Source organism: Clostridium sp. SGI.024 (genome assembly GCF_050315195.1).
Classification (GTDB): Bacteria; Bacillota; Clostridia; order Clostridiales; family Clostridiaceae; genus Clostridium.
This window is the reverse complement of sequence record NZ_JBNPON010000070.1, coordinates 1-15086: the sequence shown is the minus strand read 5'-3', so window position 1 is coordinate 15086 and position 15086 is coordinate 1. Positions and strand designations below refer to the sequence as shown.

14 protein-coding genes are annotated in these 15086 nt (G+C 25.6%); 1 reads left to right on the top strand and 13 read right to left on the bottom strand.

Annotated features, from left to right (window positions below; translation table 11 throughout):
• Positions 1-277: 277 nt before the first annotated feature.
• From ACQRD5_RS14760 to ACQRD5_RS14700, 13 genes are all read right to left on the bottom strand, one after another.
• Positions 278-898 (bottom strand): hypothetical protein, encoded by a 621-nt coding sequence (locus tag ACQRD5_RS14760; protein WP_427746990.1) that lies wholly within the window; start codon positions 896-898, stop codon positions 278-280.
• A 296-nt stretch (positions 899-1194) separates the two neighbouring features.
• Positions 1195-1809: a hypothetical protein gene (locus ACQRD5_RS14755; RefSeq protein WP_427746989.1), complete on the bottom strand. Its 615-nt coding sequence runs from the start codon at positions 1807-1809 to the stop codon at positions 1195-1197.
• 12 nt (positions 1810-1821) lie between these two features.
• A complete protein-coding gene (locus ACQRD5_RS14750) occupies positions 1822-4335 on the bottom strand; it encodes a DUF5702 domain-containing protein (protein ID WP_320900308.1) in 2514 nt (837 codons plus the stop codon).
• The gene (locus tag ACQRD5_RS14745; RefSeq protein ID WP_427746988.1) at positions 4325-4969 is read right to left on the bottom strand and encodes a TadE family protein; all 645 of its coding nucleotides are present in this window, start codon (positions 4967-4969) and stop codon (positions 4325-4327) included. The genes ACQRD5_RS14750 and ACQRD5_RS14745 overlap by 11 nt, the downstream gene beginning before the upstream one ends.
• 101 nt (positions 4970-5070) lie before the next feature.
• Positions 5071-5259, bottom strand: a complete 189-nt coding sequence (locus tag ACQRD5_RS14740) for a Flp1 family type IVb pilin (RefSeq protein ID WP_308780578.1) — start codon at positions 5257-5259, stop codon at positions 5071-5073.
• A gap of 33 nt (positions 5260-5292) precedes the next feature.
• Positions 5293-6174: a type II secretion system F family protein gene (locus ACQRD5_RS14735; protein WP_308780579.1), complete on the bottom strand. Its 882-nt coding sequence runs from the start codon at positions 6172-6174 to the stop codon at positions 5293-5295.
• Between the two features lie 4 nt (positions 6175-6178).
• On the bottom strand, positions 6179-7135 hold the full coding sequence (locus tag ACQRD5_RS14730; RefSeq protein WP_427746987.1) for a type II secretion system F family protein: 957 nt from the start codon (positions 7133-7135) through the stop codon (positions 6179-6181).
• Positions 7136-7144: 9 nt separating this feature from the next.
• Positions 7145-8389, bottom strand: coding sequence for a CpaF family protein (locus ACQRD5_RS14725; protein WP_427746986.1), 1245 nt, complete (start codon positions 8387-8389; stop codon positions 7145-7147).
• 13 nt (positions 8390-8402) lie between these two features.
• Complete coding sequence (locus tag ACQRD5_RS14720; protein WP_294363655.1) at positions 8403-9482, bottom strand: AAA family ATPase; 1080 nt, start codon at positions 9480-9482, stop codon at positions 8403-8405.
• Positions 9483-9502: 20 nt separating this feature from the next.
• On the bottom strand, positions 9503-11065 hold the full coding sequence (locus ACQRD5_RS14715; RefSeq protein WP_427746985.1) for an FHA domain-containing protein: 1563 nt from the start codon (positions 11063-11065) through the stop codon (positions 9503-9505).
• Positions 11066-11097: 32 nt separating this feature from the next.
• Complete coding sequence (locus ACQRD5_RS14710) at positions 11098-11379, bottom strand: hypothetical protein (RefSeq protein WP_320900317.1); 282 nt, start codon at positions 11377-11379, stop codon at positions 11098-11100.
• A gap of 32 nt (positions 11380-11411) precedes the next feature.
• The gene (locus tag ACQRD5_RS14705) at positions 11412-12179 is read right to left on the bottom strand and encodes a PP2C family serine/threonine-protein phosphatase (protein WP_320900319.1); all 768 of its coding nucleotides are present in this window, start codon (positions 12177-12179) and stop codon (positions 11412-11414) included.
• A gap of 443 nt (positions 12180-12622) precedes the next feature.
• Positions 12623-12877 (bottom strand): hypothetical protein, encoded by a 255-nt coding sequence (locus ACQRD5_RS14700; RefSeq protein WP_320900321.1) that lies wholly within the window; start codon positions 12875-12877, stop codon positions 12623-12625.
• 623 nt (positions 12878-13500) lie between these two features.
• Between ACQRD5_RS14700 and ACQRD5_RS14695 the strand changes: the two genes are divergently transcribed.
• Positions 13501-15086: sialidase family protein (locus ACQRD5_RS14695; RefSeq protein ID WP_427746984.1), on the top strand; the 1586-nt coding region annotated here is incomplete at its 3' end.

Sequence of the window (15086 nt, the reverse complement as noted above, 5' to 3'; positions counted from 1 at the left end):
TCTATCCCCTACAAAATTGAATTTTTATAATCTATTTATCTTCATGAAAATTATTTTAATTACACAAATTGATTTTATTTATACTTTATATAATTAAAATAGTTTTCTATTATGTAACTTTATATTTATTCAATAAAAGATTACAATTGAAAACATATGTATTACTTTTCTTTTAATATAAATATCTTAATTATTGCTTTATTTATATGCTTTCAATTGCTTGTATTTTGATAACTTAAACCTGTTTATACTTATCTTATAATTTATTTTTAATATCTTATGGATTAATTATTACAGTATAAACTATACTATTATCACCTATTAATATACGCTCTTCTATATTTTCACTTTCTATCTTTACTGATTCTAAAGATGTTAAATTTTTATAGGCTTTATTAACCTTCTCATTAATTTCATCTAAATTATCTAATTCTGGTATTAAAATATTTTTTAATTTATAAAATTCTGTATCTTCAAATTTAAATTCTTTAGCTTTCATCTCATCATCACTTACATTCACTTTCATATCTGCTGATACATACATTATGTCACCATTTTTTTCAAAAGTTAACCCGTATCCAGCAAGTGAAAATTCTCCTATATTATTATTATCACCATTCTCATATGCAATAGAAACTTTCTCATCATATTTTGTATTTTTTTTATCATTTTTCACTTTAAAATCTATATTATTTTCTTTAAATAGCTTTTCTACTTCGTCTAACTTTGAAGCATATAATTCATACATTTCATCACTACTTCTTTTCTTTTCTTCCTTAGATTCTTCTTGAGTTACGACTTCTTTACTATTACTTGTAGTTTCATCTTTATCAGATGCACACCCTACTATCCCTAAACTTAAAGTTAAAATTATTAATGCGATTAATCTCTTTTTCATTCTTGTCCCCCTATTATCTATCCCCTATAAAATTGAATTTTTAAGATCTATTTTACCTTGATAAAAATTATTTTAATTACACAAATTGATTTTATTTATACTTTATGTAATTAAAATAGTTTTCTATTGTGTAACTTTATATATATTCAATAAAAGATATCAATTGAAAGCATACCTATTACTTTTCTTTTCATATAAATAATTTAATCATTAACTGCATTTATATGCTTTCAATTGTTTGTATTTTAATTTATTTAATCTCACTTAAAATCCATAATAAATTCTACTATAATTTATTATGGAGTAATTATAATGTCATAAACTAATGTATTATCGCCCAATAAAAAGCTCTCATTAATATTTCCATTTTTAATTTCTATTTTATCTGTAGAAGTTAACTTTTTATAAGTAGAATTTACCTTCTCATTAATTTCATCAGCATTTTTAATTTCTGGTATTAAAATATTTTTGAATTTATAAAATTCTGTTTCCTCAAATTTAAATTCCTTATTTTTCATTTCTTCATCATTTACATTCACTGCTAATCTAGCTGTTATAAATGATATTTCTCCATCACTTTCAAAAGCAATCCCATATCCTGCTATTGAATACTTAGCATTATCATCACTATTTTCATAACTAATTGATACTGTACCATCATATTTTTTATTCTTATTACTTTGATCTTCTTTAAAATCAATATTATTTTCTTTAAAGAATTTTTCTACCTCTTCTAGCTTAGATGTATATAATTCATACATTTCATCACTATTTCTTTTCTTTTCTTCCTTAGATTCTTCTTGTGTTACGACTTCTTTACTATTACTTGTAGTTTCTTCCTTATCAGACGTACATCCTACTACTGCAAAACTTAAAGTTAAAATTATTAATGCAATTAATGTTTTTTTCATGTTTTTTCCTCCCTAATTATATCCTTTTTTAAAACTAAAACTATTGAATTTATGTCCTTCATTTGATGAAAATACGTCAGTATTAAATAATATATTTAGTTTTGATTTATCTACACTTATTTCCATATTACTTTTATAATTAATATATTTTTCTCTTAGAGCTTTATTTTCTATAATAAGATTTTGACTACCATCTATAATCTTATTACTATCAATAATTAACAATTTAAACCTCATCATATCAGTATAATTTAATGATAATGAACCATCTTGTTTATTGTAAGCTTCTCCACCTTTCTTAGATGTTACAAAGTTCTTATTACTCATTTCACTCATTGCCCCATCCAAATTAAATCTAAAATCATTTTTATCTAAGCCAAAATCAGTAACCCATTCCTCAAAAGTCTCCTTAATTACTGGAGTAGAATATCCATTAAAAATATCTATTATGTCATAACTACTTTCTACAGCAGCCCAACCTAAAGTTAATATAACTCTTGCTACTGGTGCTGGTATAAATCCTCCTGTCGCTGTTGATATTAAACCAGAAATATTTATTATAAATGTTTTTAATTCTTCTTGTTTAGTCATTAAACTTATAGTGTTTAATGCCATTCTCATAGCGAAAAAATCATCTACTAGCGTTGTACTACTATCTTTATCATTATATTTTTGTGATATAATTGTTTCTATTTCATAATCTAACTTAGTTTCTGGAGATTTTCTCATTTCTGGTATTCTACTATAGTCTGGATTACTAAACTCAGAGCTTCTATCTTTAAAATTAGTCATTATATATTCAACTAAATATAGCTTATCTAAAAAGCCTGCTCCAGAATTAATAATTGATGTTGATAAATCTAAATTATATTCAGACTCTACTTTATTTATTTGTTCTGATAATTTAGTGCCTCCATTATTATTTGCTTCATCATTTGTATTTACTGGATTTACTGGAGTAATACTTTTTTCTGATTTCCCTACAATATTAATTTTACTTTTTTCTTCTTTAAATTTTTTAAACATCTTAAAAAACTCTTTAAATTTATCAGATTCAGGTTCAGGTTTATCCGTTTTTGTAGAATCATTTATGTTGAATTCTTTTTCTATAGTTGTTAATTGAATTTCTAAAATATTTGTTTCTTTTGATAGTTCTCTAAACTTTTTATTATTACATATAATTTGAACAAAATTTTCTACATCCGGCGGCCAATTAAATCTTTTACCTATTACCATATCCATTTCTTCAAATACACTATTATCCTTATTATTTCTTACCCAATCTGTAGATATTAAGCCTGAATAATCAGTTTTAATTTTTAATAAATTATTAACTAATTGATCTAGATTATTAACTACATAATTATACTTATCTATAACCTTTGTAAAATCATTCTTTACATTCTCTAAGTTTTGTTCACTTAGCAATATATTATAAGAATTATAACTATCTTCTGCATTCTTCTTTATATCTGCATTTTGAGAGTTATTTGCAATTTCCTTATAAGAATCTAAAATAGGCTGAACTGATCTATCATAAGTATTAATTAAGTCTTCTACTTTATTTTTTCCATCTATTAAATCATCAATATAGTAACCTAATCTATTAACTAAATTATCCTTTTCATCACTAATTCTGCTTTCTAATTCTTTAATTAGTTGGTCTATTTGATATACATTTATACTTTCTCCAAAATTAGTATTACCTTGTGCATTTTGTTCCTCTACTAAAATTGATAAGTAGTCCTTATACATTTCCAAAATTAATATTGTATATGCGTATGAATACATTCTTGGTAAATTTGCTCTAGGATTGTAACTTCCTATTTCCATAGCATCATAAGATGCTGCTATAGTATCATTACCTGGATAAAATGATTTTATATCTTCTATGTTGTATATATATCCAATATTTCCTTGACCTAAAATCTCATAGTTATTATTTTTTGCTAACTCAACTATTATACTTGCTGCATCGCGTTTAGCTTTTTGCATTTTTTCTATCTCTTCTTCTATATCTCCTACTTTTTCATCAACTTCTTGTAATTTTTCACTTTCTTCAATTACTTCTTTAGAATTTGTAAATTCTTTTATTTTATCAAATACACCTAATAATAAGTTTTCTGTTCCTTGATACTTCATTGCATATATCATTTGCTTTTTCATTAATTGATTATCTTCAAATATATTTCCACCAGTTACTGCTGATAACTCATTCTCAGTATCATCATAGTTAAACATTCCATTTAAGCCTGCATTACCATTTAAGTTTTCCATAAATATCTTATTTAACGCAGTTATCATATCAGAATTTTCTTCAAAGGAAAGTAATCCATAATCACTAAATAAGTCTCTATCATATCCTGCTAAAGCAGATGTTATAGCAGCATCACTTGCAATAATCATTTGATTTTTCGCTGAATTTACCATTGTTACATTAACTAGGTTAATTAAAAATGTAAGTAACAGTCCAAATACTAAGGCTAAGAATACAGTAATTACACCTTTTTCATTTTTATCCCTCACTGCTATCTTCACCTCCATTTCCAGCTGCTTTATTAAGGAAGTTTATTACTTCATCTAACTTACCATTAATTTCACTCTTAATTTTAGAATTACCATAAAGTTGAGCTACTTTATCACTTAAATAAGCTATTAACCTCATATTTTCTTCTGTACTTGAGAATTTTATCTCCTTACTAAATTTATCTTTTAATTTACCATCTTCTGTTAATCCTAATAAATCAAATAATCCTCCTAAAGGTAATTCATAAGTACATTCAACCTTTATCAGTAGTTTGTTATATATTAAATAGCTTTTTGCCTCTACTGTAACATCTTTACTTACAATATTCATAGGCGCGGTATCTATTCTATTCTCTATCTTCTTTTTTAAATTATCTATTTTTACTTGTTTAGATCCTATTGTTCCTAATGCATTTGCAATTACACTATTATAATTATTCTCTACAGTGTATAATTCACTATTGCTATCATACCAGTAAGCTGTTGCAATTGATGCTGCATGATTTACACTAATAGCTATATATAGTCTTGTATAAATAAACAAAGATAGAAATATCATTAAAAACATAGTCCATATAACAATCGGCAATACTAATGCTGCTTCTAGTGTTAATACACCTCTTGATTTTCTCATAATATTCTCCATTTTTATTAATATTTTTGAGAGCTGTCGCAAAAATTAAATATATATTCTATTTATAAATTTAAAATTATACGACAGCTACAAATTAAATATTAATTACCTTCGATTGGTTCTAATATCTTGTTACCATCTCCACTTATTTTGGCTATTATACTCTTGAAGAATTGTACTATCCAATCCTTGAATAATATTATTAACCCTAGTAGTATTACAGCAATTAAAACTACCTCTAGAGTTGCAATCCCTTCTTCTTCCTTGAAAAAATTTTTAATTAAGTTCATTATTAAATACCTCCTAAAAATTAATTTATATTTTTAAATTGCAGATAACATCTGCATCATTGCTGGCACTAATACTATTGCTAAAACTGTAACTAGCATAAGCATCATTGGAAATAATAATTTTGATGATGCTTCCTCTCCTTTTTGTTTAGCACTTAACTTTCTTTCTAACCAACATTCATCAGAAAGTTGTTTTAACATAAAAACCATATCACTTGAGCCCTTGCTCATATTCTGTAACACTATAGATGTAAATTTACTAATTTCTTGAACCTTACATCTTCTTGATAATTTATTTAAACTTTCAGTTTTATTATTGCTATTCTTAAGATCCTTATATGTTTTCTCCATTTCAAGAAATAATGGTGAGCCTAATTGCTCTTTAGAAGTATCTTCTAAAATCTTTCCCCAAGCTCTTTCTAAAGTTAAGCCTGCATTTAATAATAAAACTAACTTTGTTAAAAATTCAGGGAAATCATATTTTATTTGCTTAGTCCTCTTTTTAAACTGTTCTTCTTGTAAGGAATCTGCTAAAAAATATGTAACAACAGCTGCTACTGGACCAACTAATATCATAAATAAACTTAAACTTCCATTTGCCAATACCACAAAGTATATTGCATTTATAGCAAGTATGGATAAGACAAACTTATTAGCAATATGAAGTCTAAAATTTGCTGCTACTTCTAATCCATATATAGCCAACATCTTTTGATATAAAGCTTGGCTTTTTTCTCTTAACTTATCAACTCCAATTTTATCTGTAATTAGAAGACCAATTATCATAATATCTTTAAAAGGATATTGTTGCTTGCTTAATCCCTTTACTTCTTCTACATATTCTGAATTTTTTTTACTATATAAAAGTAATATTAACGTTATAATAACTGTAATAATAAACGGTATTCCTGCCATTATGTTACACCTCAATATTCATAATTTTTCTGCCCCACAATATTGATATTGCAATTACTAACAATGCTCCAGTAGATAATAATCTACCTGGCAAAGTATATAGTGAGCTTAAAAAAGTTGGTGCTGATATTTTTATAAATAAAACTATTCCAAAAGGTATTACCCCTAATATATTAGCTTCAAACTTTTTACCAGATATTAATGTTTCAATATCTTGTTTTATAGTGATTTTTTCTCCAATTGTTCTAGAAGTCATTTCTATAACACTAATTAAGTTACCACCTGTTAATTTACAAGTGTTAAATACATTTGCGAAAGTTTTTATATCTTCAAGACCACTTCTTTCTGCAAAATCCTCTAATGCTTCTTCAATAGTTTGATTCATTTGTAGTCTTCTATTTATATAAGTCAGCTCATCTATAATGTAACTTTCTTCTCCAAAATCAAATACAGTTTCTAAATCTATCTTTGCATCAGAAAAAGCATTTTCTATGGACTTACCAGCACTTAGTGATGTTGAAATAACGTATAAAGCCTCTTTAAACTGCATTAATAGCTTCTTTTTTCTTTTATTAATAATGTCCTTTACTTTTACTTTAGGAAACATTAAACCTATTAAAGAAAATACTAATGCCCATATTATATCTTGATAAAAAATGTATGCTGCTACAAATAATACTGCCATTCCAACTAATGCCCATTGTATCTTTTCTTTTTTATTCATACTGTAGCAATTATAATTTACTAACCCGTTTTTATTTACTGCTTCAATTTTTTTATCTTTCTTTTTCTTCTTTGTTTTACTAGCTTTTATATCTACTTTTTCTTCATTTAATGTTTCATTAATCTCTTCATCAACTACAATGTAAGATTTTCTATTTCTAAGTAATATAAATGTTACTACTATAGCAGTAATTATAATAATAACTAGCATTATTATGATTATTAACTTTGTATTCATTTTGCTCTCCTATTCCCCATTATAGATACCCTTCATTTTTAACTTATCAATACTATGAAACTTATTTTCTGTTCTCTTTAATGAAGCAATAACCCTCTTATCTGTTGATCCTTCTTCTTCTACTAATTGATACAATGGATTAAGTACTATTTCACCATTTTCTATTCCTAATACTTCATTTATTTCTAATACTTTTCTGGTTTTATCTCTTAATCTTCCAATTTGAACTATTATATCTATTGCAGATGCTATTTGTTTTCTTATTGCTGATATTGGAAAATCAACACCTGTTAGTACCATTGTTTCTAATCTAGATAACATATCTATAGCTGAGTTAGCATGTCCAGTAGATAAGGAGCCATCATGTCCTGTATTCATAGCTTGAAGCATGTCTAAAGCTTCTGCTCCTCTTACTTCCCCTACAACTATTCTATCTGGTCTCATTCTTAGGGAACTTTTTATTAAATCCCTTATTGTTATTTCCCCAGTGCCTTCTGTATTTTTATTTCTTGTTTCTAATCTAACTATATTTTCTACATTCTTAATTTGTAATTCTGCTGAATCTTCTATGGTTATAATTCTTTCATCCTTTGGTATATAATTTGATAAAGCATTAAGAAATGTCGTTTTACCCGAACCTGTTCCACCACTTATAAAAATATTGTATTTAGCAATTACAAGCTTATGTAGAAAGTCTGCTACTTCTTGTGTAATACTTCCTATTTCTATCATCTTTTCTATAGTAAATGGAGTATCTGGGAATTTTCTTATAGTTACAATTGGGCCATTTAACGCTATAGGTGGTAATACCACATTAACTCTGGATCCATCTTTTAATCTTGCATCTACAATTGGTGTTTTTTCATTTACTTCTCTATTTACTGTGGATACAATCTTTTGAACTATATTTTCTAATATTTGTTTATTTTCAAATTTAACATCTAACCTTATAACTTTACCATTCTTTTCAATAAATACATCATCACAACCATTAATCATTATTTCTGATATTTCTTTGTTTTCTATTAATGGTTGAAGTATATCTAGTCTCTTAACAGAGTTAAAGACCTTATCTAATATATTCTTTTTTTGACCTACACTTATTCTTAAAGATTTTTCATTAATACATGCTGATAGCTTTTCTTTTATTACTTCTTTGATTTCATCATCACTTAAGTCCTTCTGAACATAATTATCACTTTGAAGTATTTTTTTAAGGCTATCAATAATTTCCTGTTCTACTCCCTGATCCAATATCTCTTCCTCCTTATAATCCTAATTTATTTATGATTATATTTATAGCTTCTCTAAAGCTTGGAACATTAATAGCATCTATGCCATAGCCCATTCTCATTCTCTTATCTTCCTTAATTACTAGACTTATTTCTGAATTTAATAAAGTTAAACACTCAAGATTACTACATTCACTGAAATTATCTACATTGTTATAAATAAAGAAATACTTTTCTAAGTTATTAATATCTGAAACATACTTTTCTAACTTAATTCTTGATATTTCATTATTTAATAATGGTGTAATTATATAGTTAGAAGAATTTAAAACTAAGTTATAAAGGGAGTTAAATTTTGATCCCATATCAATAATTATATAGTGATATTTTTCTGTCTTAACTATACCTTCTAGTAGCCATCTTATGTCTTCTTCATTCATATCTTCTATATCTAAAATATTCTCTGTTGGATTTAAAAATGACACTTCTGTCTCTTCATCAATTCCTATCCCTGCTACTAGCTTTTGTACATAATTATCTGCCCTATCTTTTATTTCAAATATTACATCTGACAAACTTGTAAATTGTCTAGATTCGAAATAAAGGCTTGTACTTTGTATATCTTCTAAATTCAGATAAAAAACTTCTTTACCTAATTCAGATAATGCTATACTAATACCTGCTGCTAAAGAACTTTTTCCACTTCCTCCAACAGGAGAATATATTGAAACTATTCTTGTTTCTGCATTATTTGAATTTATTCTTACTAAATCTTCTGAATTACTTTCTTTATATAAATTTATAATTTTTTCATTTATATTATTAATATCTTTATACTTATGAATTAATTTGCTTTCATTAGTAGTATCAATATCTTCTTCAACTAATTGCAAAATAACTTTTATACCTAAAGATTCTAAGGATTCATCATAGAATTCTTCATTTACTATTAATATATCTTTATTTCTTAAATCTTTAATTTGATCTAGTAAAATATCTTTACTAGTAAAACAACTAATTTCAAATCTTCCCTTATACATATTTGAAATATAATCATTTAATCGGCTTAAATACGCATCATCATAATCTAATAACATAAGAGTAAGTCTTTTCATTAAATTGAGTCCCCCTATTCTTAAATTATAAATGTTATAGTTAAACTTGGTATTTCTATAACATCACCATCATTTAATGGAACATCTTGATTTCCAACTAATTTGATTCCATTTACCTTTGTACCATTTTTAGAATTTAAATCTCTTATTATATAATTGCTTCCCCTATTAATTATTGCTGCATGCTCTCTACTTACTCCACTACCTGATATCCAAGTTCTTAGTCCTGCATTTCTGCCTATTATATAATTATCTGAAGTTATCTCTTCTCTTCCTGCTCTACTTCCATTATTTATTTCTAAATACGGTTGTGTTGATATAAGAGTTGTTTCTTCTTCAAATACTTGTGGTGTGTCTATCATTGTTGTTTCTTCTTCAAATACAATTGGTTGTCTTTCTACTATTTGATTTTCTACTACTGTATTTTTATTGTTTGATTTAATATTACTTCCTGTATCAGTTTTATTACCTTCAGCATTTTTTCCTTTTTCATATTTTTTATTAGATTTTTGAGCTACTGTAACTTTAACTTTTTCCTTTTTGCTTGGATCTAATAAACTTTTTACAATAATTCCATCTAAGGCTAATATTAATAAGCCTCCTCCCATAACTTGTACAACTCCAACTCCATCTATTAAAAATAATGCTAATACTAATCCAATAAATATAGGCTGTAAAACAATGGTAGTCAATATTCTTGATGTTTTATATCTTAATATTTCTTTAACTTCAGGCTCTTCTGGCTGAATATTTTTCCCTCTATTTCTCTTTGTATTACTTCTAGTGTTTTGTGCACTCAATGTTTCTGTTTCTTTTGGATTAATGCTATTAGCACTTATATATGAATTTTGTGCTTTGTCTGGATTCATAGTTGAAACAGGTTTTTCTTTTAATACATTTTGCTGCACTGGTTTAGAATAACTTTGTCCAAATGCTGTAGCAGAATTATTATTTGTATTAGCCATTTGTCTTGCATTTTGATTATTAATTTGAGTATTTAAAACCTTTATTTCAGATTGCTTTTTTGCATATTCAATAAAATCAGCAATAGTTACTTCATCTTCTTGAGTCTTTTTATTTATTGCTATTACAAAATCTGCACTACCTTCTTTTATATTACCCTCATCTAAAATCTTACTTATTACATCTGCTACCATAACTTTAAAGTCTTTACTAATATTTGTTGTGTATTCACTTATTGTTGGTAAATATATAAGATTTACTTTTAAGCTTTCAGGATTAATAAAAATCATATCACTTTCAACAATAAATTTATTACTTGTTAAAAAACTTGATTTAGATATAACTTCAGATATTGATGTAAAAATCTTAACCATATTTTCCTTAGTATTTTCTATATTTTTGAAGTATTGCTCAATAGTAATTAATCCTGTAATACAATACTTTAAATTTACTATGTTATCGAATATTGTTTTTTCAACACCTATTAATCCATCTTCATCAACACTATTAAGAAATCCAATTTCAAAATCTTGAATTTTTTCATTTTGTAAAGTTAGTTGAATAAACCTATCACTACCATTATTTATTATTTTTTTTTCTAAATTATTACTTATTGACACTTCCTTGCTCCCCCTTGCATTTTAGTAGTACATTAGATAGTTACATTAGAATGTATAACTAATATACTTTTCTCAATCTTAAAGTTGTCATATAAATTATCCTTTGAAATTTCCTCAGTAATATCTTCTAGCCTACAACTTTTTTCATTAATTGGTTTAGTAGCACAATTATCATTTATGTATAAATTTTTCTTATTTTGTATTTTTGCATTTTTACTTTTTATTCTTGATAAAATAAACAATCTTAAAATTTGTATAATAAATAAATATATTATAGTCATGTATATTATTTCTTCTATATGAACATTTAACATTTTATCACCTCATATTTTATTGGTAGTGAAAATTACTTTATCTTTATAGCTATAACTGATATATTATCTTTTTCATTTCTTCCTTTAACTAATTCAGTTAGTTTTTTCAAAGTATTACTAATATCATCTTCACTTTCCATATTACTTGGACTAAATTCTGTTAAAAACTCTGCTTCTTTTATCTTGCTATAAAATCCATCCGATGAAATGATAAAAACATCATCTTTTTTTACTTCTCCTTCATAAACTAATATATTTATGCTAGGTGTTACACCAACACATTCTATTAGCATATGCTTTTTAGGATGAACTTTTGCTTCTTCTTCACTCATTCTTCCTAATTTCATTTCTCTATTAACAAAGGTTTGATCTTCAGTCATTTGCTTTACTTCAGTATTAATTTTATAAATCCTACTATCACCTACATGGAAAATATAATATTTTTCTCCAATAATAAGTAAAGCACAAATGGTTGTTCCAATTTTAAGTCCATTTTCTTTTCCATAGACTTCAAGGCTTTTATTAGCATCAATAATTTCTTTCTTAAAACTCTCCTTTATTTTATTATCTCTATCATTTAACAATAAAATTTCAGGTAACTTTTTTTCAAACCAAGTTGATATCCTAACAATTAAAGAAGAACTTGCTAATTCACCTAAAGAAAGTCCTCCCATACCATCACAAACTACAAACATTCCAACATTACCAGTTGTGGATTGTGCAGTTTTTATTAATAATCCATCTTGATTATTTTTTTTTCTTACTCCAACATCTGTATTCCATGCAGTTAAAAAGCACATTTTAACCTCTCCATTTACTTATATAAAATGTATTTTTATAATAATTATGGTTGTCAACTATATAGAATATATTATATGCATATTTTTCATTGAATATTTATATATAAATTTTCAAATTTTATGATTTATTTATAATTATTATTTATTAAAAAAAATAAATATAATATTTTTTTATATATTTTAACATAACTTAAATACATTTTTTGTCGTTTTATGAAACTAATTACAAAATTTTTTCAATTTAGAATTATATATATTTACATGAATTAAATATTATTTGTATAATATAGTTACTTTTTTATTTCTAAATTAAATATAATTTTAAATTTAGTATAAATCACAATACTATTGAAAAATTTTTCAAGCTAAATTATATATAGATCTTAATTTTCTTGTCTATAAAGGCATTTCATATTGATACTTCATAATAATCATATGATCTATCAATTCATTTTCACTTCCTCTGCTCTACCTAATTGCTCAAGAATTGATGCTCTTAAAGTATGACTTTCTGCTACATTTAAATTAATAACACTTTTTGCAAAGCCCTGATAAGCATCAACTATGTTACTGCTTAACTCTTCTAAAAATATTTTATCATCTCTTAATTGTTTTTTTTGTCGTTTTATGAAGTCTCCACTAAAGTTTTTTATATATAATAAATGTACTTTTATACATAACTGTAAAAAAATCGACACGTTGTAATTAGAAATTTAAGATAAACATCAAAAAATCAATAAATATCATTAAAAATTTAATTTTAAAGTAGCTATCAACTTCACTACTTCCGACTCTACCTACCCCAGACTCATTTGAAGCAAATTTAATATCATACGCATTAAATTTATTATAAGAATTTTGTTTTTAATAATGTTTTTAATGCTTACTAATAACAGATTAAAAGATTAGTTAAAAAAATTTGACAAACATTCATAAAATTGTTGAAATTCGATTTAATAAGGATTATAATTAAAAAAAGCGACATTTTTCTATTATAAAATATTATTTAAGGATTGATTTATAAGGAAAGGAGAAAATCAAAATATAATAATGCTTATGTTGCTTAAATATAAATAATTAATTTGTTAGGATAATTATTTATAAAAATAAGAAAATATGAAAGGTATAAATTTAACAATTAAGAAAACGTTTAAATAAATTGTTACATTTACTTATTTTATTAAATACAAAAAGTATTTTCAGTAGATTAATCCTAATTAAATAAACCCTAAAAAGTTCATTTGATTTGCATTTTAATGTAAAATTATTTTTATAAATGTATAGATTAACAGATTGTATTTGACTAAAGGGGGATTTTTTTATGAACAAAATTAATTTTCAGAAAATTGTGTCGTTATTGTTACTTACATTTTTAATTACTACACTTGGTTTTTCAAAGGTCAATGCAGCAGCAATAGATGATGTAACTGCTATTGATGAATCAAAAACTTATATTATTCATGCTGAAAATGAGAAGGTTGCATTGTATAATAGTGGCGGAGTAAATGATGGATGGATAAAGCAAGATAAATATTTAGATTTTAATAAAAAGTTTAATTGGAAGTTTGAGAAAAGTGGCGATAAGTTTTATGTAAAGGATGTCACGAATAATTCATATCTTACTGGTAAATCTAAAACTGCTGATAAATCTCAGTATTTAGACTATGTAGTTACAGGTGTAGCAAATGATTTACAAACTAAGGGCTTATATGAGCTAGAAAAAGCTACAGGTGGATATCGTATAAAATCTACAGTAAATAATAAGTATTTAACTTATGGAATAGATAGATTTTATGTAACTTATACAGATAATGCAAGTAAGGCTGGTATTTGGAAAATAGAAGAGACACCAGGAGCAGAAAGTATTGATTCATCAAAAAATTATATTATGTATAACTCTACTGATACTACTGCATTATTTGATGATGGTGGCGTAAATAATGGTTGGATAAGAAAAACAACTTATGCATCAGGAAATAAAAATTTTGTTTGGAAATTTGATGTACAAACAGATGGAAGCTTTTATGTTAAAAATGTAGGAAGAGGTTACTATTTTATAGGAGATAGTACAACATCCAATAATATAACTTACTTACTTTCAGATAAAACTACTAATGCACCTAATAAGGGACTATTTGTATTTGAAAAAGCAACAAATGGATATTATCTTAAATCAAAGGTAAATAATAAATATTTAAGATATGGAGAAAATGGTACATATGTAAGTTTTACAGATAATAAAACTAATGCGCTAGTTTTAAGATTAGAAGAAGTAGTAGATCCTTCATATGCAAGACCTTTCAATAGTACAACACTATGGGAAACTACATCAAGAAGTAATATTTATAGAATACCAGCTATTGCAACTGCAAATGATGGAAGATTAATAGCTGTATCTGACTTAAGATATAACGGAGCTGGTGACTTAGGAAACCATCAAATAGATCTTTTAGTTAAGACTTCAACAGATAACGGAGCTAATTGGTCTAGTCAAACAAATCTAACAACTGGATTTAGCACATCTACTTATGGATATGGTGATGCAGCTATAGTAGCAGATCGTGATTCAAATAAAGTCTTAATACTTGCTGCAGCAGGAAGCAAAGCATTTTGGCATAATACAGATAAGAGTATTATAGCTGATAGAACTAATCCTCTTGAAGTAGCTAAAATAACTTCAGATAATGGAGGTCAAAGCTTTAGTAGCCCAACAGATATAACTAGTAAAATATATAATTTAAATGAAAGTTGGACAAGATTATTTGTATCCTCTGGAAGAATTATGCAATCTAGATATATTAAGGTTGGCAACTATAATAGAATATATACAGCACTTTTAGTTGGTTCAGGTAAAGAAACTGTAAAATTAGGTAATGTAGTTATTTATTCAGATGACTTTGGAGATAA

Coding starts and splice junctions, on each gene's coding strand:
- ACQRD5_RS14745 (WP_427746988.1), bottom strand. CDS start 4,969: ATGAGAAAATCAAGAGGTGTATTAACACTAGAAGCAGCATTAGTATTG.
- ACQRD5_RS14735 (WP_308780579.1), bottom strand. CDS start 6,174: ATGGCAGGAATACCGTTTATTATTACAGTTATTATAACGTTAATATTA.
- ACQRD5_RS14760 (WP_427746990.1), bottom strand. CDS start 898: ATGAAAAAGAGATTAATCGCATTAATAATTTTAACTTTAAGTTTAGGG.
- ACQRD5_RS14705 (WP_320900319.1), bottom strand. CDS start 12,179: ATGTGCTTTTTAACTGCATGGAATACAGATGTTGGAGTAAGAAAAAAA.
- ACQRD5_RS14720 (WP_294363655.1), bottom strand. CDS start 9,482: ATGAAAAGACTTACTCTTATGTTATTAGATTATGATGATGCGTATTTA.
- ACQRD5_RS14730 (WP_427746987.1), bottom strand. CDS start 7,135: ATGAATACAAAGTTAATAATCATAATAATGCTAGTTATTATTATAATT.
- ACQRD5_RS14755 (WP_427746989.1), bottom strand. CDS start 1,809: ATGAAAAAAACATTAATTGCATTAATAATTTTAACTTTAAGTTTTGCA.
- ACQRD5_RS14710 (WP_320900317.1), bottom strand. CDS start 11,379: ATGTTAAATGTTCATATAGAAGAAATAATATACATGACTATAATATAT.
- ACQRD5_RS14740 (WP_308780578.1), bottom strand. CDS start 5,259: ATGAACTTAATTAAAAATTTTTTCAAGGAAGAAGAAGGGATTGCAACT.